Below are 21905 nucleotides of genomic sequence, written 5' to 3' on the forward strand. Positions count from 1 at the left end.
ATGATCGTGCTTCGACCAGCTACCGCCGGCTTGCCCCGCGTGACGATGTGGCTCAAGCCCAACCGCACGCTAAGCCGGCGCGGTCTGCGTCGGCTGATCGTGGTTCTGGCGGCGCTGGTGCTGATGACGGCTGGACTGGTGGCGTGGCAGGGGAATGTGTTCGCTCCGCTGTTTGCCTTGGTGGAATCCGCTGCCATGGCCATCGCCTTGAGTGTGGCCTGGCGGGCTGGCGACCGTAGCGAGCGCATCACCCTCGACGCAGAGTCGCTGGAGGTGCAATCGCTGCCGGGTCGGCGCCGCACGCGTTTCCCGTCGTACTGGGTGCGCGTGCTGCTGGAGCCAGGCGGCAGTCGTCAGCGGTTGCTGTTGTCGTCACATGGACGCGAGCTGGAGATCGGCGCTTTCCTGGCGGAACAGGAACGTGCCGCGCTGTCGAAGAAGCTCATGGTGTTGCTGGCCGATTTCAACGGGCAGCCACGCAAGTAGGTTCAAAAGAGTCTGTGTTGATTATCCAAGTACGCCGCGCCGGGAGCTGTTTGCCCGCGGGGCAAGGAAGAGGGAGGGAATGTATGTCGATACATGACCGAGCGATGACGCCGCTCCGTGGGCAAACGGACCCGGCCCTGCGGGTTGCCCTGCAGCGGCCGTCACGCGCCAGCTCGCGGCTTGCCCATGCAGCCAGCATGGGCTTCACCACGGACCACCACCTGCCAGCCGCTGCAGGGCAACGCGACGTACTTGGATCATGAATACAGACCCTAAGGTGCAAGACATGACATCTGGCGGCATCAGGCGATCATTCACGGCAGTGGCGGCCCTCGCCCTTGCATCGTTCGGCAGCGCGGCGCTAGCCGCTCCCGGTCCGTGGCAGCTGAACATGGAGCGCGGCGCGAGCACCTGGTCGCCGGTGCCGTACCACCTGAACAACGTGGCGCTCGGCGTGTGCACGGTAATCGGCGTGCTGGTGTTCAGCGCCATGTTCATCGCCATCTTCCGCTTCCGCAAATCGCGCGGCGCGGTGGCCGAGAAGTGGTCGCACAACACCACCGTGGAGGTGGTCTGGACCACCATCCCGGTGCTGATCCTGATCACCCTGGCCTACCTGGCCACCAGCGGCCTGACCAGCTGGGCCGACACCACCGGTTCGCAGATGACCGTCAAGGTCACCGGCTACCAGTGGAAGTGGCGCTACGACTATGTCGACTACCTGGGCAAGTCGATCGACAAGGTCGGCTTCATGTCCAGGCTGGACACGCGCAGCGACCAGACCCGCCAGCTCGGCTCGGGCATGGATCCGTTCGCGGTCAAGGTCGGCAACGAGAACACCTACCTGCTGGACGTCGACAAGCCGCTGGTGGTGCCGGTCGACACCAAGATCCGCTTCGTGATCACCAGTGGCGACGTGATCCACTCCTGGTGGGTGCCGGCGACCGGCTGGAAGATCGACGCGATCCCCGGGATCATCAATGCGGCGTGGGCCAACTTCACCACGCCGGGCACCTATCGCGGCCAGTGCGCCGAACTGTGCGGCCAGGACCACGGCTTCATGCCGATCGTGGTGGTGGTGAAGTCGAAGGCCGATTTCGCCAAGTGGCTGGCCGAGCAGGAGGCGTCGTCGGCGGCGCCCGCTGCGGCGGCGCAAACCGCCCAGGTCGCCGCTCCGCCGGCCGGCAAGCAGGGCTGAGGCCGCTTGCCGCTACGGTTTTTTTGCAGTCGCATTCCATATCAAGGTTAGAGGTGCAAGGCCATGTCCTACGCAGCCACCCATGATCAGCACGACGATCACCACGGCGCGCCGAAAGGTTTCTTCCAGCGCTGGTGCATGTCCACCAACCACAAGGACATCGGCACGCTGTATCTGATTTTCTCGTTGACCATGCTGTTCATCGGCGGCAGCTTCGCCATGCTGATCCGTGCCGAGCTGTTCAAGCCCGGCATGCAGCTGATGCAGCCGTACTTCTTCAACGAAATGACGGCGATGCACGCGCTGGTGATGATCTTCGGCGCGATCATGCCGGCCTTCGTCGGCCTCGGTAACTGGATGATCCCGTTGATGGTGGGCGCGCCGGACATGGCGCTGCCGCGCATGAACAACCTGTCGTTCTGGATCCTGCCGTTCGCGTTCGTGCTGCTGCTGTCCACGCTGTTCCTGCCCGGCGGCGGCCCGGCCGGCGGCTGGACCATGTACCCGCCGCTGTCGCTGCAGAGCGGCTCGCTGGCCTACGCGGTGTTCGCCATCCACCTGATGGGCATCAGCTCGATCATGGGCGCGATCAACATCATCGCCACCATCCTCAACATGCGCGCGCCCGGCATGGACCTGATGAAGATGCCGGTGTTCGTGTGGAGCTGGCTGATCACCGCCTTCCTGCTGATCGCGGTGATGCCGGCGCTGGCCGGCGCGGTGACCATGCTGCTGACCGACAAGTACTTCGGCACCAACTTCTTCAACCCGGGCGGCGGCGGTGACCCGGTGCTGTACCAGCACATCTTCTGGTTCTTCGGCCATCCCGAGGTGTACATCATGATCCTGCCGGCGTTCGGGATCATCTCGGAGATCGTGCCGACCTTCGCGCGCAAGCCGATCTTCGGCTACAAGGCGATGGTGTTCGCGATCGCCTGCATCGCCTTCCTGTCGTTCATCGTGTGGGCGCACCACATGTTCGCGGTGGGCCTGCCACTGGGCGCCGAAGTCTTCTTCATGTACGCCACCATGCTGATCTCGGTGCCGACCGGCGTGAAGGTGTTCAACTGGGTGGCCACCATGTGGGGCGGCTCGATGACCTTCGAGACGCCGATGCTGTTCGCCATCGCCTTCATCATCCTGTTCACCATCGGCGGCTTCTCCGGCCTGATGATGGCGTTGGTGCCGGCCGACTTCCAGTATCACGACACCTACTTCATCGTGGCGCATTTCCACTACGTGCTGGTCACCGGCGCACTGTTCGCGATCATCGGCGCTGCGTACTACTGGATGCCGAAGTGGACCGGCAACATGTACAACGAGTTCTGGGGCAAGGTGCACTTCTGGAACAGCGTGATCTGGGTCAACGTGCTGTTCTTCCCGCAGCACTTCCTGGGCCTGGCCGGCATGCCGCGCCGCATCCCCGACTACAACGTGGCGTTCGCCAACTTCAACATGATCAGCTCGATCGGCGGCTTCCTGTTCGGCGCCACCCAGCTGATCTTCGTGGGCGTGCTGATCCACTGCGCGTTCTTCTCGAAGAAGAAGGCCACCGATCGCGTATGGGAAGGGGCCAAGGGCCTGGAGTGGACCATCCCGTCGCCGGCGCCGCACCACACCTTCGAGGTGCCGCCGGTGATCAACGACGATGAACTGGCTCACGGCCACGTCAACGATTGACCGTCATGCCGGCCGTGGCCGGCATGACCTCGGGAGCAAGCAGAGATGGCGCAGCAGACGATTCATACGGCAACGGCCCAGCCGGACGGGAAATCCCGCCGCGGCGTGCGGCGCACGGTCACGATACTTGCCGTGGTCGCGCTGGCGGTCTACCTGTCGACGTTCCTGCAGATTCTGCTGATGAAATAGCGGTCCACGCGTTACAGGTGTCCTTCAACCGGCGCGGTTCGGCGGCCGGCGTGCAGTTCCCCGGTCGCTGCGACGGGGCAAAGTCATCAAGAGAAATCCACGGGGTTACACCATGGGTCAGCAACACGACGCTTACTTCGTTCCGACCAAGAGCTACTGGCCGTTCGTGGCCGCAGTGGTCATGTTCACCACCGTGTTCGGAGCTGCGCACTGGCTGGGCGCGGAGCCCGGCGAGAGCGGTTTCGGCAAGTCCGTGCTGACCATCGGCGTGATCGGCATGCTGGCCATGTTCTTCGGCTGGTTCCGCTCGGTGATCAACGAGTCGCTGGCCGGCAGCTACAACCACCAGGTGGATACCTCATTCCGCATGGGCATGATGTGGTTCATCTTCTCCGAGGTGATGTTCTTCGGCGCATTCTTCGGCGCGCTGTTCTACATCCGCATGTTCTCGGTGCCGTGGCTCGGCGGTCACGGCCACGGCGTGCTGACCCACGAATTCCTGTGGAGCGACTACACGGCCGCGTGGGGCGCCAATGGCGGCAACGGCCCGGAACAGGCCGGCGGCGCGTTCCGCACCGTGCCGGCGTGGGGCCTGCCGCTGCTCAACACGGTGATCCTGCTCACCTCCAGCGTCACCGTGACGATCGCGCACCACGCGCTGCGCGCCGGCCATCGCGGCAAGATCCTGCTGTTCCTGGGGCTGACCGTGCTGCTGGGCGCCACCTTCCTGTACTTCCAGGCGCACGAGTACATGGAGGCGTACAAGGAATTGAACCTGACCCTGCACAGCGGCGTCTACGGTTCGACCTTCTTCATGCTCACCGGCTTCCACGGCCTGCACGTGACGCTGGGCACGATCATGCTGGCGGTGATCTGGCTGCGCGTACTGAAGGGGCATTTCGACAAGGACCATCACTTCGGCTTCGAGGCGGTGGCGTGGTACTGGCACTTTGTCGACGTGGTCTGGCTCGGCCTGTTCATGTTCGTTTATATCCTCTGACTTCACGCGACGTCCTGTCGCGAAAGGCAAAGATCAAGAAACCGGCCATCCGTGGCCGGACTTTTCAGAAGAGCGACGCGAGATCCTGCTGCGGAGAGCGAATCAAGAACCGGCCATCGGGCAGCTACTCCTGCGTTGCCTCAACTCGGGCATCCATGCCCTCGCCATGCCCTCGTCATGGCCGGTTCTTGCTTTCACGCGACGTCGTGTCGCGAAAGGCAAGATCAAAACCGGCCATCCATGGCGGGATTCTTCATAGGAGCATTGCTCCGGATCGGGTTCGGGCATGAAAAAAGCCCGCCGGATAGCGGGCTTTTCGTTTGGCGGGAAATGGCCGCGGTCGTGGCGGCTACAATCATTGGCCCACGTCGTGCGGGTGCAGCCAGCCCATCCAGATGCCGAACGCGACCATGGCGATGAACACCAGCGACAGGCCGATGCGGCGGGTCAGCGCCCATACCGTGCGGCGGTCGTCGTCCTTGTCGGTCATCATGAAGTACAGCGCCTGACCGAGGCTGAAGATCACCACCAGCAGCACCACTACCAGCGCAATTTTATAGATGGTTTCCACGTGATTGATCCGGTCAAGTTCGACATGGCGAGTATAGCGGCCACCGGCAGGCGCCCGGCGTGAGCGGATTCCGCCGTCCTTCGTGGTGGGCGCTGCTGCTGACCGTGGCCGGAGCGTTGCTGTTCGTGCGTCTTGGCGTCTGGCAGCTGCATCGCGCCGACTTCAAGGAAGACCTTCTGCGACGGTATGCCGCGGCCGCGGCGGCGCCGCTGCAGGACTTTGCCGGGGTGGCCGAGGCGCCGCCGGCGGACGGCTTCCCGCGGGTCAGAGTCGATGGCCATTACCTGGCCGACCGCGTGTACCTGCTGGACAACCCGAAGCATGACCGCCGCGGCGGTGTGCAGGTGTACGCGCCGCTGGTACTGGATGGCCACGCGCCGTTGCTGCTGGTCGACCTCGGTTTCCTGCCCGGCAACGGTAGCGACAAGCCGCCCCAGGTGCCCCCATTGCCGATCGGCAGGGTGAGCCTGCAGGGGCTGTACGTGCCGCCGCCGCCGGTTGGCTTCGAGATGGGCGGCAATGCGCTGGCGCGGCAGACGCAGTGGCCGAAGAGCTCGATCTTCCTGGACCCCGCGCAGGTCGCCGCCGATCTCGGACGGCCGCTGTATCCGAGGGTGCTGGCGCTGGACCCTGACCTGGCGGCGATCTACGAGCGCGAGCGCAACCTCGATTTTTCCTCGATGCCGCCGGCGCGGCATCGTGCCTACGCGTTCCAGTGGTTCACCTTCGCGCTGGCCGCGGTGGTGATCCTGCTGGTCGTGCATCGCAAGCGCAAGCCGCGCCGCTCCGATTCCACCAAGGTCGATGAGAACCGATGAAAGCCGCTGACCCCGCCAACGTGCGCAAGAGTCGACTCTTCCTGCTGCTGATCGTGCTGGCGTTCGTCGTGCCGATGATCGTCGCCGGCTTGCTCAGCTGGAGCGGCTGGCAGCCTGGCACCAGGGGCAACGGCGAGCCGATCCTGCCGCAACGCAACTTTGTCGACGAACAGCTGCGCGTGCGGCTGGCGGATGGCCAGGCCTACGCCTGGCGCGACACCCAGCCGCGGCTGACTCTGGTGGCGCTGGCTGGCCCCGAGTGCGCCGCGCGCTGCCTGGCCACGCTGACCAGCATGGCCGCCGCGCGAGTCACGCTGAACCGCAACCAGTCGCGCCTGCGCCTGCTCTACCTGGGCACGCCGCCTGTGGATGACGCGCGCGATGGCATGCGCAACTACTGGCAGCTCGGCACCGACATCGACGGCAAGCTGGCCGGGTTCCGCCCGGACGCGCCGGACAGCGTGAGCGCGCTGCTGGTGGAATCCAACGGCACCGCGTTGTCGCTGTATCGCGCCGGCTTCGATCCGAGCGGCTTGCGCAAGGACCTGCAGAAGGTGATCAAGTGATGTCGTCGCGCTCGCTGCGTTGGTTGCGCTGGCTGGCACTGTTCGCGGCAGTGTTCGCGTTTGGACTGGTGATGTTTGGCGCCTTCGTGCGGCTGTCCAATGCCGGCCTGTCCTGCCCGGACTGGCCGACCTGCTACGGCCAGGTGACCTGGCCGCAGCATGCGCAGGCGGTGGCGCATGCCGACGCGGCGTTCCCGGATCGCCCGTACGAGGCGCACAAGGCCTGGCGCGAGCAGGTGCACCGCTTCCTCGCCGGCACGCTCGGCGTGCTGGTGCTGCTGCTGGCGTTGCTGGCGAGCTGGCGGCGTCGCGATGCGCTGCTGGCGGTACTCGCCGGCGCCGTATTCGCCGCGTTCGGCGTGGGCCTGTACATGCGCGGCGAACACCTGTGGTCGTCGCTGCTGGCGGCCTGCGCGATCGCGCTGCCGCTGATCGCCGCGATCCGCCTGCCGCGGCCCGGCGCCTGGAAGATCTGCGTGCTGGCGCTGGCGGTGATCATCTTCCAGGCGATGCTCGGCATGTGGACGGTGACCTTGCTGCTCAAGCCCATCGTGGTGATGGGCCACCTGCTCGGCGGCATGGCCACGTTCGCGCTGCTGGCCTACGCCGCGCTGCGTTTCGCCGGCGTGGCGGCAGCGGGCGATGGCCTTGCCGACCTGCGCCGGCTGGTGGCCGTCGGCATCGTGCTGCTGCTGTGCCAGATCGCGCTGGGCGGCTGGACCTCGGCGAATTACGCCGCGCTGGCCTGCGGCTACGGCCCGGGCTCGTTCCCCGAGTGCCTCGGCCAGTGGGCGCCGCCCGCCGATTTCCGCGAGGGCTTCGTGTTGTGGCGCGGCATCGGCGTGAACTACGAGGGTGGCGTGCTCGACATGGCCGCGCGCAGCGCGATCCAGATCGCGCATCGGCTGGGCGCGCTGGTGGTGTTCTGCTACCTCGGCTGGCTGGCGGTTCGCACGGCGCGGCATGGCCTGCGCGCGCTGGGCTTGGCGATCGCGCTGGCGCTGGCGGCCCAAGTGCTGCTGGGCATCAGCAACGTGTACTTCGGCCTGCCGCTGGCGGTGGCGACCGCACACAATGGGATAGCGGCCCTGCTGCTGTTCACCCTGTTGGCCACGCTGGCGCGCACGCAGCGGCGGCATGACGCGTCGATGTTCCTGTCGTTGGGGCGAGCGTGAAGATGAGCGTTTTCCATGAGTACCTGCAACTGACCAAGCCGCGCATCGTCGCGCTGCTGGTGTTCTGCGCGGTGATCGGCATGTTCCTCGCCGTGCCCGGGGTGCCGCCGTGGCGGGTGCTGGTGTTCGGCACGCTGGGCATCTGGCTGGCGTCGTCCTCGGCGGCCGCGTTCAACCAGCTGATCGACCAGCGCATCGACAAGGTGATGGTGCGCACGGCGCACCGGCCGCTGGCCACCGGCCATCTCAATCCGCGCCAGGTGTTCGTGTTCGCGCTGGTGCTGGGCATCGCCTCGATGCTGGTGCTGGTGCTGTGGGTCAACACGTTGACCGCGGTGCTGACTTTCGCCGGCCTGATCGGCTACGCGGTGATCTACACCGCGTTCCTGAAGCGCGCCTCGCCGCAGAACATCGTGATCGGCGGCCTGGCCGGGGCGATCCCGCCGGTGCTGGGCTGGACCGCGGTTACCGGCGCGCTGCACCCGTACGCGCTGCAGCTGTGCCTGATCATCTTCGTGTGGACGCCGCCGCACTTCTGGGCGCTGGCGATCTTCCGCCGGGACGACTACTCGCGCGCGCAGGTGCCGATGCTGCCGGTGACCCACGGCGTGGTGTTCACCCGCTGGCACATCCTGTTCTACACCGTGCTGCTGGTGCTGGTGACCCTGCTGCCGGCGCTGACCGGGATGAGCGGGCTGGTCTACCTGGGTGGTGCCGCGGTGCTGGGCGGGGCGTTCCTCTATTACGCGGTGCGTCTGCTGAATCCGCCGGACGAGCTGTACGCGATGAGGGTGTTCAGCTACTCCATCGTCTACCTGATGGCGCTGTTCGCGTTCCTGCTGGTCGACCACTGGCTGCTGCCGCCGCTGATGCCTTCAGGCCCGTCGTCGGTATCGATCGGCTGAGAGGTTGTGATTTTTTCAACCTCTCAGGTCGGCCAGGGCGAGGGCATGGCGAGGGCATGGATGCCCGAGTTGAGGCAACGCAGGGAGCGGTTGCCCGATGCCCGAGTTGAGGCAACGCAGGAGCGGTTGCCCGATGGCCGGGCATGAAACAGTCACGCGAGTGACTGTTTCATGTGAGCGAGTCCGGGCGTGTACCGGACTCGCGACTGAAGAAAACCACGGGAAGTGGTTTTCTTCACAAGCGCTGAGCGGCGATCGTGCGAACTTTCGTCGTCGCGGGCATTGACAATGCGCTGCTGCAATACAACAATACGCGCGCCCTCCGGCGCGCTCGCGCTGGCTGGCTTCCTGTCCTGACTAACCAAGGCATATGGACGTTTACCCTAGTCGCAACGTCGACATCCGCTCGCATCGGGTGCCGGCATTGCATAACAAGCTGATGATCTGCGGCGACCGCCCGCGGTCGGCTGGCGCTTTCCTCGACTAGGGAAGACCGGCCCACCTCCCGCGGCGCCGTGGGCGCCGTAACGAGGAGATGGGCCATGAAGCTCCTTCGCGATTCCGCTCTGTTGCGCACACTGTGCCGGCTGCTGGTCGACCGTCGCAAGACCGTGCGCGCGCCCTACACCATCACCGTGCCCGCCCCGCTGGAACGTCCCGCCGGCGGCAGCGTGGTCGAGCTGCCGCGCCGTGCTGACGCCGGCGAGCGCGCCGCGTCGACGCAACAGGTCCGCTTGCCATCGTCCGGCCATCTCGCGCTGGTATCCAGTCGCTGATGGTCGCCCCGACCTCATGCAAGGGGTGGCCTCCGCCAGCGGCGGAGCCATCGCGGCCGCGTGCGCGGCCATGCGCAACCATGCCGGCGCGTCTGGCGGATTGATTCCGCGGACTCGCACCGGTGGCAGGCAACAGCGGGTTCACGGAAGCGGGTCATGATCAAGCAATCCATCCAGGGCGCCCTCCCGAAGGCGCCGGGCAAGAGCGCGCCGGCACCGGCGCACGTGGCGGCCGCGCAGGAGGCGTTCCGCGACAACCAGGCGCTGCTTGCCGCGCTGGACACCACGCCGGCCGGCCTCGACGAGGGGCAGATCGCCGCGCGGCTGGGGCGCGACGGCGTCAACGAGGTCTCGCACGAGAAGCCGCCGCACTGGTCGGTGCAGCTGCTGCGCGCGTTCAAGAACCCGTTCATCATCGTGCTGCTGGCGCTGGCCGGGGTGCAGCTGTTCACCGATTCCAGCGACCTCACCGGGCCGGCGATCATCGCGGTGATGGTGGGCATCAGCGTACTGCTGAGCTTCACCCAGGAGTTCCGCTCCTCGAAGGCGGCGGAGAAGCTGAAGGCGATGGTCCGCAACACCGTCACGGTGACGCGGCGTGCCTCCGACGGCCACAGCGAGCGCATCGAGGTGCCGGTAGGCGAACTGGTCGCCGGCGACATCGTGCACCTGGCCGCCGGCGACATGGTGCCCGCCGACCTGCGCCTGCTGCACGCGAAGGACCTGTTCATCAGCCAGGCGATCCTCACCGGCGAGTCGCTGCCGGTGGAGAAGGCGGCGCCGGACGCGCCTGGCGTGGCCGGGGCGGACCACGCCAGCCCGCTGGACCTGCCGACGATCTGCTACATGGGCACCAACGTGGTCAGCGGTACCGCCACCGCGGTGGTGGTGGCGACCGGCCCGCGCAGCTATCTCGGCTCGCTGGCGCACAGCATCGTGGGCCAGCGCGTGCAGACCAGCTTCGACCGCGGCGTGAACAGCGTCAGCTGGCTGCTGATCCGCTTCATGGCGGTGATGGTGCCGGTGGTGTTCCTGATCAACGGCTTCGACAAGCACGACTGGCTGCAGGCGTTCATGTTCGCACTGTCGGTGGCGGTCGGACTCACCCCGGAAATGCTGCCGCTGATCGTCACCGCGAACCTGGCCAAGGGCGCGCTGGCGATGTCCGGCCGCAAGGTGGTGGTGAAGCGGCTCAACGCGATCCAGAACTTCGGCGCGATGGACGTGCTGTGCACCGACAAGACCGGCACGCTCACGCTGGACAAGATCGTGCTGGAGCGGCATCTCGACCTGCATGGCGAGGAGTCCGACGAGGCGCTGGAGTACGGCTACCTCAACAGCCGTTTCCAGACCGGCCTGAAGAATCTGATGGACAAGGCGGTACTGGAGCATCGCGACCTGGAGCCAGCCGCGGCGCACTACCGCATCGTCGATGAGATCCCGTTCGACTTCCAGCGCCGGCGCATGTCGGTGGTGCTCGGCAACGGCGACGGCCACGACTTGATCGTGTGCAAGGGCGCGGTGGAGGAGATGCTGTCGATCTGCGCCTGGGCGAGGACCGGCGGCGAGGTCGTGCCGATGACCGACGCCCAGCGCGACGAGATCAAGGAGATGACGCACGGGCTCAACGAAGACGGCCTGCGCGTGCTGGTGGTGGCAGTGAAGCAGCAGCCGCCGGCCGGGCGGCCGTACGGCGTCGCCGACGAGAGTGGGCTGACCGCGGTGGGCTGCCTGGCCTTCCTCGATCCGCCGAAGGATTCGGCGGCCACGGCAATCGCCGCGCTGCATCACCATGGCGTGCAGGTGAAGGTCATCACCGGCGACAACGAGGCGGTGACGCGCAAGATCTGCCGCGAGGTGGGGCTGGACGTGGAGCATTCGGCGCAGGGCCGGCAGATCGAGCCGCTGGACGACGCGGCGCTGGATGCGCTGGTGGCGCGCACCACCGTGTTCGCCAAGATGTCGCCGCTGCAGAAGGCGCGCGTGGTGAAGTCGTTGCAGCGTCAGGGTCACACGGTGGGCTTCCTCGGCGACGGCATCAACGACGCGCCGGCGCTGCGCGAGGCGGACGTGGGCATCTCGGTGGATACCGCCACCGACATCGCCAAGGAGTCGGCCGACATCATCCTGCTGGAAAAGAACCTGATGGTGCTGGAGGAGGGCGTGATCGAGGGCCGCATCACCTTCGGCAACATCATCAAGTACATCAAGATGACCGCCAGCTCGAACTTCGGCAACATGTTTTCGGTGCTGGTGGCGAGTGCGTTCCTGCCGTTCCTGCCGATGCTGCCGCTGCAGATCCTGGTGCTGAACCTGCTCTACGACATCTCGCAGCTGTCGATCCCGTTCGACCGCATGGACGACGAGTACCTGCGCAAGCCGCGCAAGTGGAACGCCAGCGACATCGGACGCTTTATGGTGTGGATCGGCCCGGTCAGCTCGATCTTCGACATCACCACGTTCCTGCTGCTGTGGCACGTGTTCGGCGCGAACTCGGTGGCGCACCAGTCGTTCTTCCAGTCCGGCTGGTTCGTCGAGAGCCTGCTCACGCAGACGCTGATCGTGCACATGATCCGCACGCGCAGGATTCCGTTCCTGCAGAGCATCGCCTCGGCCCCGGTGCTGGCGCTGACCAGCGCGATCATCCTGATCGGCCTGTTCATCCCGTTCATCGGGCTCGGCGCCAAGATCGGCATGGTGCCGCTGCCGCCGGCGTTCTTCGGCTGGGTGGCGCTGACCGTGCTCACCTACGGCGTGCTGACCCAGCTGATGAAGCTGGTGTACATCCGCCGCTACGGGCGCTGGCTGTGACCATGGCCGGGAGCAGCGACCATGCGCCACCTGGTGGTGCCATTCGTGCTGGCCGCCATGCTGCTGTCGCCGTGCGCGGCGCGGGCGGGAGCCAGTCTGCTGGTCGATGACGCCGGCACCGTGCCGGATGGCCGCTGCCAGCTCGAATCCTGGTTGCGCTTGCGCGGCGGTGGTGAGGTCACGGCCGTGCCGGCCTGCGGCTGGGCGGGGTGGAGTACAGCCTGGGCGGCAGCGCCAGCGCCGGGGCGCCGTCGGGGCCGTGGCTGAGCGCCGGCCTCAAGCGCACCCATGCTCGACATGGACGAGGCCGCCCCGGGCGCCGCCGTCTCGCTGGGCAGCAGCGGGCGCCGCTCCGATCACCGCCTGGCGGCGGGTACGGCCAACCTCGTCGTCAGCCTGCCGCTGGATCCGTCCTGGGCCGTGCACGTCAACCTGGGCTGGAACACCGCGTGCGAAGGGCCACCGCGACCAAGCGGCGGCATGGGCATGCAGTACGCGCTGGCAGCGCACTGGAGCGGCCTCGCCGAACTCTACGCCGCGCGGCGTCGTCGGTGGCGCGGCGCAGGCCGGGCTGCGGCGCTCGTTTGCGCACGGTCTCAGCTTCGACCTGCTCGCCGGCCACGACCGCGACGGGCGCTGGCTCACCTTCGGCTTCAACTACGCGCCGGGCGACTCCTGACGCCTGGGCGAGCGGCGCCGGCGTCAGTCCGCTTCCAATGTGTCATCCGTCGCCGCCGCCCGCGTGGCGTAGCGCCGCGCCACCACCGCGCACACGATCAGTTGCAGCTGGTGAAAGATCATCAGCGGCAGCACCAGCGCGCCGAGGCCGCCGAGCTGGCCGGCGAACAGGATCTTCGCCATCGGGATGCCGCTGGCCATGCTCTTCTTGGAGCCGCAGAACACGATGGCAATCTCGTCTTCGCGTGAAAAGCCGAGCCGGCGTGCGGCCCAGGTCAGCGTAGGCATCACCAGCGCCAGCAGCAGCGCGCACATCGCCAGGGTGGCGAGCAGGGCGGAGACCGGCGTGTCGCGCCACAGGCCGTCGACCACGGCGGCGCTGAACGCGGTGTAGACCACCAGCAGGATCGTGCCCTGGTCGGTGTAGCCGAGCAGCGGCCGGTGGCGGTCGACCCAGCCGCCGATCCGGCGCCGCGCGACATGGCCGAGCGCAAACGGCAACAGCAGTTGCAGCATGATGTCCAGCACGCCGCGCCATGAGGCGCCGCCGCCGTGGCTGGCCAGCAGCAGGCCGACCAGCAGCGGGGTCAGCACGATGCCGATCAGGTTCGACATCGACGCGCTGACCACCGCAGCGGAGACATTGCCGCCGGCGATCGAGGTGAACGCGATCGACGACTGCACCGTGGAAGGCAGCGTGCAGACGAACAGCACGCCGAGATACAGCTCCGGCGTCAGCAGCGCGTGGCCGAGCGGTCGCAGCGCCAGCCCGAGCAGCGGAAACAGCACGAAGGTGCTGGCGAACACGGTCAGGTGCAGCCGCCAGTGGGTCAGCCCCTGCACGATCGCCGCGCGCGGCAGCTTGGCGCCGTGCAGAAAAAACAGCAGTGCGATCGCCGCGTCGGTGATCCCGTCGAGCACCCGTGCGGTGCCACCGCGGCAGGGCAGCAGCGTGGCCAGCAGCACGGTGGCGAGCAGGGCGAGGGTGAAGTTGTCCGGACGAAAGCGACGCAGCGACATGCGGCCAGCTCAATCCAGCCCGCAACGCGTGCGGCGCCGGTGCCTCCACCACAGCACCAGCACGGTCAGCAGCAGGATTCCCCCCAGCACCCACAGGCTGCTCTGGCCGCGGTGGATCCATTTCACCAGCCACTCGTGGTTGTCGGCGCCGAAGTAGCCCAGGTAGACCCAGATCGGCACGCTGATCAGCGCGGCCATGGTGTCGATCAGCAGGAAGCGCAGGAACGACACCCGGTGGGTGGTGCCGGCGGTGAGGTAGACGGTGGTGCGCATGCCGGGCAGGAAGCGGGCCAGGAACAGCAGCCGGTTGCCGTATTGGTCGAACTTCTCCTGCACCTTGACGTAGCGCGCCGGGGTCAGCACGCGCGCCACGAAGCGCCATTGCAGCATGCGCGCGCCGTAGTGGTGGCCGAGCAGGAAGATGGCGCAGTCGCCCAGCAGCACGCCGGACATCGCCAGCGCGAACATCGTATGCACGTTGGCGTAGCCGAGCCCGGCGATCACGCCGCCGGCGACCAGGGTGACGTCTTCCGGCAGCGGCAGGCCGGCGCCGCAGATCATCAGCGCGATGAACACGGCCACGTAGCCGTTCTCGGCGAAGATCGTCACCAGTTGCTGCAGCAGGTCCATCAGTGTCCTTGTGCCCCCCGGTGCGGGCCCTGGCCGGCCGCAGCCGGGCATGATCCCACAGTCGGGTGGAGTCCGGCGGCCGCTGCGGCAAGGGTGGACTGGTGGCAGCTCATCGTGGTCAGGCCGAGGTCACCGGCGGACGCACGCGGGCGGCCAGCAGTTCGCGCAGTTCGGCCTTCTCGGCGGGGTCGAGCGTACTCTCGCGGCTCTTCGCGGTGAGCGCGTCGCGACGCTGGGTCGCAGCCTGGTCTTCCATCCGCGCCAGTGCGTCGAAGAACTCGCTGCGCTGCGCCTCGGGCTCGCCCACCGCCAGCGCCGCCATCAGCTTCTGCAGCGAAGGGTATTCCGGCCGCTCGGCGAAATGCTCCACCAGCATGGCGGAGTTGATGCCGGGCCGCGCGCGCGCGAGGTCGAGCAGCTCGGCCAGCAGCGCCACGCCGGGCTTGTCCAGGCGCAGGAAGCGGTAAGGCCGCTCCACCTGGTCGGCCATGCCCGGCTGCGCCAGTAGCAGCGAGATCGCGCTGCGCACCAGGCTGCGCTGCACCGCGGTGGGCCGCTGCACGGCGCGACGTGTGGCAGGGTCGGCCTGCAGTACCGCGCGGGCGCCGCTGCGCTTCTCCAGCTCCTGTGCCATCAGGTCGCGGAAGGCGCCGTCGGGCAGGCGGGCGATCAGCGGGCGGGCGCGCTCGGCGAGGCGGGCGCGGCCGTCGAGGCTGGCCATGTCGACGTCGCGCGCCAGTTCGTTGAAGAAATAGTCCGACAGCGGCATTGCTTCCCGGATGCGCTTTTCGAAACCCTCCTTGCCTTCCTTGCGCACCAGCGTGTCCGGGTCCTCGCCGTCGGGCAGGAACAGGAAGTACGCCTGGCGCCCGTCGCGCAGCCGCGGCAGCGCCGCTTCCAGCGCCTTCCACGCCGCGGCGCGGCCGGCGCGGTCACCGTCGAAACAGAACACCACGTCGGGTGCGGCGCGGAACAGCACCTCGGTGTGTTCCGGCGTGGTCGCCGTGCCCAGCGTGGCCACCGCGACCGGCAGGCCCGCCTGGTGCAGCGCGATCACGTCCATGTAGCCCTCCACCACCACGATGCGCTCAAGCTTGGGGTTGGCCTGCTTCACCTGCCACAGCGCGAACAGCTCGCGGCCCTTGTGGAACAGCGGAGTCTCGGGGGAGTTGAGGTACTTGGGGGATGAGCTTTGTTGAGAAGTGCGGGCGGGGATGCCTGCTTCTTGATCTTCGCGCGCAGGAGGTGCGCTGGAAATGATGCGACCGCCGAACGCGATCACGCGGCCGCGGCGGTCGAGGATCGGGAACATCAGCCGCTCGCGGAAACGGTCGTACTTGCTGCCGCGCTCGCTCGACGCGACCATGCCTGCCTCGTTGAGCAGTTCCATCCGCCGCGGCGTGTTGCCCAGCGCCTTGATCACGCCATCGTAGCCGGCCGGCGCCCAGCCGAGGCGGAAGCGTTTGATCGTCTCCGCGTCCAGGCCGCGTTTCCTGCAATACGCCTGGGCATCGGCGCTGCGCGGCAGCTCGCCCTCGTACCAGGCCGTGGCGGCATCGAGCAGCGCGTACAGGTCGGTCTTGTCCTCGCGCGGGCGCTCGTCGCGGCCGCCTTCGCGCGGCACCGTCAGGCCTACCGACTGCGCCAGCTCCTCGACGGCGTCGGGAAACTCCAGCCGCTCGTAGTCCATCAGGAACTTCACCGCGCTGCCGTGCGCGCCGCAGCCGAAGCAATGGAAGAACTGCTTGGCCGGGCTCACGTAGAACGAGGGCGTGCGCTCGTTGTGGAACGGGCAGCAGGCGGTCCACTCGCGCCCGGCCTTCTTCAGCGGCACGCGCCGCTCGATCACGTCGACGATGTCGACGCGGGCGAGCAGTTCGTCGATGAAGCTGTCGGGGATCAGGCCGCGCATAGACCGCCTAGTCTAGTCGGTCGCCGCCGACGAGGCTTGGGCGGCTTGCGCTGACCTGGGGCGAAATGTCGCAGGGAGGACGGCGAGCTGCCGTCTCCAGGCCGTTCCCGTCCCGCCGCCGATCCGAAGCGTTGCTAGACCAGGCTGACCACGCCGATCACCGCCAGCACGGCCAGCAGGAACAGGATCAGGAAGCACACGAACAACACCTTGGCGATGGTGGCGGTGGCGCCGGAGAGACTGCCGAAGCCGAGCCAGCCGGCGACCAGCGAGACGATGGCGAAGATGATGGCCCACTTCAGCATGCGCTTCTCCTGCGGCGGCGCCCGCGGCACGGTGGGGTCGCCCGTTGCCCCGGTTGTAGCGGAGCTGGCGTGAATGCGATGCATGGCGGCTTGCCGGTGCGCCGGCGGCGCGGCAAGCTTCCTGGCCCGCCCGGAGTGACGAACCATGCTGATCAATGCAGTGATGATGCTCAGGCAACGCGCGATCGTGCGCGCGTTCGAGCGGGCGGCCGCGACCACGGCGGCGACCGCCTGCACGGCGGGGCTGCTAGGGTTGAAGCCGGGCATGGCCTGGCATCGGCTGGTGAGCCTGGCGGTGCTGCGCTGTCCGGGCGAGGGCCGCTATTTCCTCGACATGGAGAACTGGCAGCGGCTGCGCCGGCGCCGCCAACGTATTGCGCTGGCCGTGATCACCGGCGTGCTGGTGCTGCTGGGGCTGCTGTTCCTGGCCGGCACGCTCAGCCGGCCAGGCGCGCCTTGATCCGCCCTGAGACCACGCCCATGTCGGCGCGACCGGCGGCCTTCTCCTTCACCGCGGCCACCACCTTGCCCATGTCGCGCGGCGAGCTGGCGCCGGTGGCGGCGATCGCGGCGGTGATCAGCGCGTCGATCTCCTCGTCGCCGAGCTTGGCCGGCAGGTAGCCCTCGATCACCACCATCTCGGCGCGCTCGACGTCGGCCAGGTCCTCGCGGCCGGCGGCGGCGTACTGGCTGACTGAATCCTTGCGCTGCTTCAGCATCTTCTCCAGCACGCTGAGCACCTGCGTGTCGTCCAGCTCGATCCGCTCGTCCACCTCGCGCTGCTTGATCGCTGCCAGCATCAGCCGGATCACGCCCAGCCGGTGCTTGTCGCCGCTGCGCATGGCGGTCTTCATGTCTTCGGTGATCTGCTGCTTGAGCGTCATGGGCGGAACCTCGGAAGGTGGATGTAATGATTCTACGGAAACGACAAAGCCGGCGTTGTCCTGAGGACAACACCGGCTGAGGTCGAATCCGGAGTGCTTGCGGTGGCTGCGACTGGCCGCGCCAACCGTGTTTCCTGCATGCGCCGCGTGAGGACGCGGGCGGCTCGCCGACGGGCGAGCGGGCGGAAACTCAGTACAGGCGGACCTTGCGCGAGACGTCGCGCGACAGTCGGCGCAGGTGGCGCTTCACCGCGGCGGCACGCTTGCGCTTGCGCTCCTGGGTCGGCTTTTCGTAGAACTCGCGCTTGCGCGTCTCAGCCAGCACGCCGGCCTTTTCGCAGGTACGCTTGAAACGACGCAGTGCGATCTCGAACGGCTCGTTCTCGCGAACTTTTACGTTGGGCATGGAAACTCCGAGTGGTAATCTGCCCCGCTGACGGGGTTATTGGGTAGAGCGAGCCGCGAAGTATACCGTGGAAACAGGCAAATTTTCAAAGCCCGTGCTGGGCATCGAGACCTCCTGCGACGAGACCGGCGTGGCCCTGCTGCGCTGGGAGCCGGACGCGCCCGGCCGCGGCCTGCTGGCCCACACCCTGTACAGCCAGATCAAGCTGCACGCCGACTACGGCGGGGTGGTGCCGGAACTGGCCAGCCGCGACCACGTGCGCAAGCTGCTGCCGCTGATCCGCGAGGCGCTGGCCCAGGCCGGGCTGGGCGTGCGCGACCTGGGCGGGGTGGCCTATACCGCCGGCCCGGGCCTGGTCGGCGCCCTGCTGGTGGGCGCTTCGGCCGGGCGCGCGCTGGCCTGGGCGCTGGGCGTGCCGGCGATCGGGGTGCACCACATGGAAGGCCACCTGCTGGCGCCGCTGCTGGAGGCCGATCCGCCGCAGCCGCCGTTCGTGGCCCTGCTGGTTTCCGGCGGCCATTCGATGCTGGTCGAGGTCGAGGCCATTGGTCGCTACACGATCCTGGGCGACACCCTGGACGACGCCGCCGGCGAGGCCTTCGACAAGACCGCCAAGCTGATGGGCCTGCCGTATCCGGGCGGTCCGGCGCTGGCGAAGCTGGCGACGCAGGGCACGGCCGGCGCGTTCCGCTTTTCCCGCCCGATGACCGACCGGCCGGGGCTGGATTTCAGCTTCTCCGGGCTGAAGACCCAGGTGTTGCTGGCCTGGCAGCAGTCTGACCAGTCCGAGCAGACCCGCGCCGACATCGCCCGCGCGTTCGAGGAAGCGATCGTCGACACGCTGGTCATCAAGTGCCGCCGCGCGCTTGCGGCCACCGGCGCGCAGCGGCTGGTGATCGCTGGCGGCGTGGGTGCGAACCGCCACCTGCGCAGCGAGCTGGCCAAGGCTGGCGAAAAGGATGGTTTCCGGGTGTACTTCCCGCGGCTGGACTTCTGCACCGACAACGGCGCGATGATCGCGCTCGCCGGCGCGATCCGCCTGGCCGGCGGCCAGCATCAGGACGAAACCGTGCAGGTGCGCCCGCGCTGGGATCTGCAGACTTTGCCGGCAGCCTGAGCGACAGGCACGACCTTGTGTTGGGGAGCCCGCTCGCGGGCGATGCTTTCGCTTTTTCGAATCCCGAATCCCCAATCCCGAATCCCGGACTTCAAAGCATCGCCCGCCAGCGGGCTCCTACGAGTGCAGGTGGGGGTCACCACTGCATGCGGCCGGGCAGCAGGCCCTTCAGCTCCGCCTCGGTGAGGTTGCGCCACTGGCCCGGCTTGAGATGGCCCAGCTTCACGTTGTCGATACGCACGCGGCGCAGCTGCGTGACGCGATAGCCGAACGCGGCCGCCATCAGCCGGATCTGCCGGTTCAGGCCCTGGGTCAGCACGATCGAGAAACCGAACTTCGCGATGCGGCGGGTGCGGCAGGGCCGGGTCATCTGGCCATGGATGCGCACGCCTTTCGCCATGCCGGCGAGAAACTCGTCGGTCACCGCCTTGTTCACCGCCACCAGGTACTCCTTCTCGTGGTGGTTCTCGGCGCGCAGGATCTCGTTGACGATGTCGCCGTTGCTAGTGAGCAGGATCAGCCCCTCGGAATCCTTGTCCAGCCGGCCGATCGGGAAGATCCGCTGCGGGTGGTCGACGAAGTCCACGATGTTGCCGGCCACCGCCTGGTCGGTGGTGCAGGTGACGCCCACCGGCTTGTTCAGTGCGATGTAGACCGCCTTCTTCGCCGCCGGCGTGGCGGCCAGGATGCGCGCCTTGACGATTTCGCCGTCCACCCGCACCTCGTCGCCTTCCAGCGCCTTGGCCCCGGTCGAGACCACTTCGCCATTGATGGTCACGCGCCCGGCCGCCAGCCACTCGTCCGCCTCGCGACGCGAGCACAGGCCGGCTTCGCTGATGTACTTGTTGACGCGCATGGGATTAGAACCGGGATTGGGGATTCGGGATTGGGGATTCGGCAAGGCGCATTCCCGCGGGCTTGTGGCTTCTGCGAATCCCCAATCCCGAATCCCGAATCCCGGCCTTCAAGACCTCAGCCCCACGCCGCGCTTGAGCAGCTGCAGTGCGAACACGCTGAGCACCGCCACGAAGCCCAGCATCACCACGAAGGCCCAGCCCACGTGCACGTCGCTGATGCCGAGCACGCCGTAGCGGAATGCGTTGACCATGTACAGGATCGGGTTGGCGCGCGAGATCGCCTGCCACGGTTCGCCCAGCATGTTGATCGAGTAGAACACGCCGCCGAGGTAGGTCAGCGGAGTGAGGATGAAGGTGGGCACCAGCGCGATGTCGTCGAATTTCTTCGCGTACACCGCGTTGACGAAGCCGGCCAGGGAGAAGATGGTGGCGCCCAGCAGCACCGAGGTGAAGGTGATCAGCGGGTGCATCACGTGCAGGTCAGTGAAGAACAGTGCGATCAGCAGCACCAGTACGCCGACCACCAGGCCGCGCACCACCGCGCCGGCGACATAGCCGGTCAGGATCACCCAGTTCGGCATCGGCGACACCAGCATCTCCTCCACCGCGCGGCTGAACTTGGCGCCGAAGAACGAGCTGGAGATGTTGCCGTAGCTGTTGGTGATGATGCTCATCATCACCAGCCCGGGCACGATGTACTGCATGTAGCTGAAGCCGCCCTCGACGCTGCCGATGCGGCTGCCGATCAGCTTGCCGAAGATCACGAAGTACAGCGTCATGGTGATCGCCGGCGGGATCAGCGTCTGCGTCCAGATGCGCATGATGCGCACGATTTCGCGGCGCAGGATGGTGTTCAGTGCAACCAGGTTGGCGGCGGCGTTGCGGCTCATGCAGCGCGCTCCCGATCCGGCGCGTGCCGGCCGCTCTCCACCAGCCGCACGAACAGTTCCTCCAGCCGGTTGGTCTTGTTGCGCATCGAGGTCACCGTGATGCCGTGCGCGGACAGCGTGGCGAACAGCGAGTTGAGGTCGTGCGAGCGGGCCATCTCGGCTTCCAGCGTGTGGTCGTCGCGGCGGCGCAGGGTGACGTGGGGGATGCTTGGCAGCGCGGCCGGGATGGCGGCCACGTCGAGCACGAAGGTCTCCACGTCCAGCGTCGCCAGCAGGCGCTTCATGCTGGTGTTCTCGATGATGCGGCCGTGGTCGATGATCGCGATGTTGCGGCACAGCGACTCGGCTTCCTCCAGATAGTGTGTGGTCAGAATCACCGTGGTGCCGGCCGCGTTGATACCGCTGATGAACTGCCACATCGAGCGGCGGATCTCGATGTCCACACCCGCGGTAGGCTCGTCGAGGATCAGCAACCGGGGCTCGTTCATCATCGCGCGGGCGATCATCAGGCGCCGCTTCATGCCGCCGGAAAGCATGCGCGCCTGGTCGTGCGCCTTGTCCCACAGGCGCAGCTCCTTCAGGTACTTCTCCGCGCGCTCGGCGGCGATCTTCCGCGGAATGCCGTAGAAGCCCGCCTCGTTCACGCAAATGTCGAACGACTTCTCGAACTGGTTGAAGTTGATCTCCTGCGGCACCAGGCCGATCAACTTCATTGCCTCGCTGCGCTGCTTGTTGACCGATACGCCGAACACCCGGGCGTCGCCGGAGGTGGAGTTCACCAGCGAGGACAGGATGCCGATCAGGGTGGACTTGCCGGCGCCGTTCGGGCCGAGCAGGGCGAAGAAGTCGCCGGGCTGCACGGTGAGGCTGATGCCCTTCAGGGCCTCGACGCCGTTGCCGTAGGTTTTGCGCAGGTTGTCGACGGCGAGCGCCGGGACCGTATCGGGAAGCTGCGGGGACATGGGCTGCACCGGAGGGGTTAACCCGTATTATAGCGGGCCACGCCCCGTCGTCCGGCCCTGCCGGATGGC

Annotated in this window: 24 protein-coding genes; 14 read left to right on the plus strand and 10 right to left on the minus strand. The window is 67.3% G+C overall.

Going from position 1 to position 21905, the window contains the following annotated elements:
* The first annotated feature begins 45 nt into the window (after positions 1-45).
* The 5 genes from LRK53_RS01270 (at position 46) to LRK53_RS01290 (ending at position 4553) form a co-directional block, all read left to right on the plus strand.
* Positions 46-486 carry a DUF2244 domain-containing protein gene (locus LRK53_RS01270; protein WP_027493460.1) on the plus strand — a complete coding sequence of 147 codons (441 nt, stop codon included), beginning with the start codon at positions 46-48 and terminating at the stop codon, positions 484-486.
* 286 nt (positions 487-772) lie between these two features.
* Complete coding sequence (gene coxB, locus LRK53_RS01275; RefSeq protein WP_027493461.1) at positions 773-1684, plus strand: cytochrome c oxidase subunit II; 912 nt, start codon at positions 773-775, stop codon at positions 1682-1684.
* A gap of 63 nt (positions 1685-1747) precedes the next feature.
* Entirely contained in the window at positions 1748-3364 is a 1617-nt protein-coding gene (gene ctaD / locus LRK53_RS01280; RefSeq protein ID WP_008436673.1) for a cytochrome c oxidase subunit I, read from the plus strand.
* 45 nt (positions 3365-3409) lie between these two features.
* Positions 3410-3553 carry a hypothetical protein gene (locus tag LRK53_RS01285; RefSeq protein WP_185754682.1) on the plus strand — a complete coding sequence of 48 codons (144 nt, stop codon included), beginning with the start codon at positions 3410-3412 and terminating at the stop codon, positions 3551-3553.
* Between the two features lie 112 nt (positions 3554-3665).
* Entirely contained in the window at positions 3666-4553 is an 888-nt protein-coding gene (locus LRK53_RS01290) for a cytochrome c oxidase subunit 3 (protein WP_027493462.1), read from the plus strand.
* Between the two features lie 355 nt (positions 4554-4908).
* Here LRK53_RS01290 and LRK53_RS01295 read toward each other — a convergent pair whose 3' ends face one another.
* The gene (locus LRK53_RS01295; protein ID WP_008436668.1) at positions 4909-5124 is read right to left on the minus strand and encodes a twin transmembrane helix small protein; all 216 of its coding nucleotides are present in this window, start codon (positions 5122-5124) and stop codon (positions 4909-4911) included.
* 59 nt (positions 5125-5183) lie between these two features.
* On the opposite strand from LRK53_RS01295, the gene LRK53_RS01300 reads away from it, so the two are divergent.
* The 7 genes from LRK53_RS01300 to LRK53_RS01330 all read left to right on the plus strand — a co-directional run bounded on the left by LRK53_RS01300 (position 5184) and on the right by LRK53_RS01330 (position 12442).
* A complete protein-coding gene (locus LRK53_RS01300; RefSeq protein WP_027493463.1) occupies positions 5184-5942 on the plus strand; it encodes an SURF1 family protein in 759 nt (252 codons plus the stop codon).
* Positions 5939-6508 (plus strand): hypothetical protein, encoded by a 570-nt coding sequence (locus LRK53_RS01305; RefSeq protein ID WP_027493464.1) that lies wholly within the window; start codon positions 5939-5941, stop codon positions 6506-6508. The genes LRK53_RS01300 and LRK53_RS01305 overlap by 4 nt, the downstream gene beginning before the upstream one ends.
* Positions 6508-7683, plus strand: a complete 1176-nt coding sequence (locus LRK53_RS01310; RefSeq protein WP_027493465.1) for a COX15/CtaA family protein — start codon at positions 6508-6510, stop codon at positions 7681-7683. The genes LRK53_RS01305 and LRK53_RS01310 overlap by 1 nt, the downstream gene beginning before the upstream one ends.
* A gap of 2 nt (positions 7684-7685) precedes the next feature.
* Positions 7686-8588, plus strand: coding sequence for a heme o synthase (gene cyoE, locus LRK53_RS01315; protein WP_027493466.1), 903 nt, complete (start codon positions 7686-7688; stop codon positions 8586-8588).
* 542 nt (positions 8589-9130) lie between these two features.
* Complete coding sequence (locus LRK53_RS01320) at positions 9131-9364, plus strand: hypothetical protein (RefSeq protein WP_027493467.1); 234 nt, start codon at positions 9131-9133, stop codon at positions 9362-9364.
* Positions 9365-9520: 156 nt separating this feature from the next.
* The gene (mgtA, locus tag LRK53_RS01325; protein ID WP_027493468.1) at positions 9521-12175 is read left to right on the plus strand and encodes a magnesium-translocating P-type ATPase; all 2655 of its coding nucleotides are present in this window, start codon (positions 9521-9523) and stop codon (positions 12173-12175) included.
* A 21-nt stretch (positions 12176-12196) separates the two neighbouring features.
* Positions 12197-12442, plus strand: coding sequence for a hypothetical protein (locus LRK53_RS01330; protein ID WP_027493469.1), 246 nt, complete (start codon positions 12197-12199; stop codon positions 12440-12442).
* Between the two features lie 435 nt (positions 12443-12877).
* Here LRK53_RS01330 and LRK53_RS01335 read toward each other — a convergent pair whose 3' ends face one another.
* The 4 genes from LRK53_RS01335 to LRK53_RS01350 form a co-directional block, all read right to left on the minus strand.
* Complete coding sequence (locus tag LRK53_RS01335) at positions 12878-13873, minus strand: bile acid:sodium symporter family protein (protein ID WP_027493470.1); 996 nt, start codon at positions 13871-13873, stop codon at positions 12878-12880.
* A gap of 9 nt (positions 13874-13882) precedes the next feature.
* On the minus strand, positions 13883-14503 hold the full coding sequence (locus LRK53_RS01340) for a DedA family protein (RefSeq protein WP_027493471.1): 621 nt from the start codon (positions 14501-14503) through the stop codon (positions 13883-13885).
* A 118-nt stretch (positions 14504-14621) separates the two neighbouring features.
* Positions 14622-16415: a DNA primase gene (gene dnaG, locus LRK53_RS01345; RefSeq protein ID WP_027493472.1), complete on the minus strand. Its 1794-nt coding sequence runs from the start codon at positions 16413-16415 to the stop codon at positions 14622-14624.
* A gap of 134 nt (positions 16416-16549) precedes the next feature.
* A complete protein-coding gene (locus LRK53_RS01350; RefSeq protein WP_027493473.1) occupies positions 16550-16720 on the minus strand; it encodes a DUF1328 domain-containing protein in 171 nt (56 codons plus the stop codon).
* Between the two features lie 145 nt (positions 16721-16865).
* Between LRK53_RS01350 and LRK53_RS01355 the strand changes: the two genes are divergently transcribed.
* Positions 16866-17180, plus strand: coding sequence for a hypothetical protein (locus LRK53_RS01355; RefSeq protein WP_027493474.1), 315 nt, complete (start codon positions 16866-16868; stop codon positions 17178-17180).
* Here LRK53_RS01355 and LRK53_RS01360 read toward each other — a convergent pair.
* Entirely contained in the window at positions 17158-17604 is a 447-nt protein-coding gene (locus LRK53_RS01360) for a GatB/YqeY domain-containing protein (RefSeq protein WP_027493475.1), read from the minus strand. The genes LRK53_RS01355 and LRK53_RS01360 overlap by 23 nt on opposite strands.
* Before the next feature lie 190 nt (positions 17605-17794).
* Positions 17795-18010: a 30S ribosomal protein S21 gene (gene rpsU, locus LRK53_RS01365; RefSeq protein WP_007081639.1), complete on the minus strand. Its 216-nt coding sequence runs from the start codon at positions 18008-18010 to the stop codon at positions 17795-17797.
* 67 nt (positions 18011-18077) lie between these two features.
* Between rpsU and tsaD the strand changes: the two genes are divergently transcribed.
* Positions 18078-19127, plus strand: a complete 1050-nt coding sequence (gene tsaD / locus LRK53_RS01370; RefSeq protein ID WP_235642454.1) for a tRNA (adenosine(37)-N6)-threonylcarbamoyltransferase complex transferase subunit TsaD — start codon at positions 18078-18080, stop codon at positions 19125-19127.
* A gap of 136 nt (positions 19128-19263) precedes the next feature.
* Here the strand turns inward: tsaD and LRK53_RS01375 are convergent, their stop codons facing one another.
* The 3 genes from LRK53_RS01375 to LRK53_RS01385 form a co-directional block, all read right to left on the minus strand.
* A complete protein-coding gene (locus LRK53_RS01375) occupies positions 19264-19983 on the minus strand; it encodes a pseudouridine synthase (RefSeq protein ID WP_027493476.1) in 720 nt (239 codons plus the stop codon).
* Positions 19984-20091: 108 nt separating this feature from the next.
* Complete coding sequence (locus LRK53_RS01380) at positions 20092-20874, minus strand: ABC transporter permease (protein WP_235642455.1); 783 nt, start codon at positions 20872-20874, stop codon at positions 20092-20094.
* The gene (locus tag LRK53_RS01385) at positions 20871-21836 is read right to left on the minus strand and encodes an ABC transporter ATP-binding protein (RefSeq protein WP_027493478.1); all 966 of its coding nucleotides are present in this window, start codon (positions 21834-21836) and stop codon (positions 20871-20873) included. The genes LRK53_RS01380 and LRK53_RS01385 overlap by 4 nt, the downstream gene beginning before the upstream one ends.
* Positions 21837-21905 lie beyond the last annotated feature (69 nt).

Origin of the sequence: Rhodanobacter thiooxydans (assembly GCF_021545845.1) — a bacterium.
In the GTDB taxonomy this organism is placed as follows: domain Bacteria; phylum Pseudomonadota; class Gammaproteobacteria; order Xanthomonadales; family Rhodanobacteraceae; genus Rhodanobacter.